Raw genomic sequence first — 467 nt, 5'->3', positions numbered from 1 at the left:
GATATGGAGGGCTGGCCCGAATACTGGCAGTACATGAAGCCGATGCACTACGCCACCCACGTGGTGAGCCCGGTGCTGGGGCTGACCGACGCCGACGCCGAGTACGTCTCCTGCTTTGGCTCCGGGAAGATCAGCGATGAGCTGATCGCCAAGTCCGGCTCCCCGTTTGCGGTCGAGACCTGCCACATCAAGCTGAAAGATTCAGATATCGCCGCCCACATCTACCGCAGCCTGTTCGACACGGCCCGGCAGTACCGGGAGAGCTTCGATGCCTACGGCTCGAAAAAGTCCTTCGAATGGCCGCTGATTGAAGGCGAAGACCCGGTCATCCACACGGCCAAGAAGCCCGAACCGGAGATCCCCGAGCGGGTTCAGGTGCCCGACTACGGCCACCGGCTGCCAGAGGAGATCCAGGAGTTCACCCAGGAGGGGGTCTATGACGCCGACGAGCACGCGCACCTGTCGTT

The 467-nt window shown here is 62.5% G+C and carries 1 pseudogene; it reads left to right on the top strand.

The features are described from left to right. A pseudogene (locus ACG2F4_RS19435) lies at positions 1-467 on the top strand (gfo/Idh/MocA family oxidoreductase); the annotation flags it as partial.

The organism is Halalkalibaculum sp. DA3122, assembly GCF_043951865.1.
Classification (GTDB): domain Bacteria; phylum Bacteroidota; class Rhodothermia; order Balneolales; family Balneolaceae; genus JAMQKA01.
This window is presented reverse-complemented; position numbering and strand designations above follow the sequence as displayed.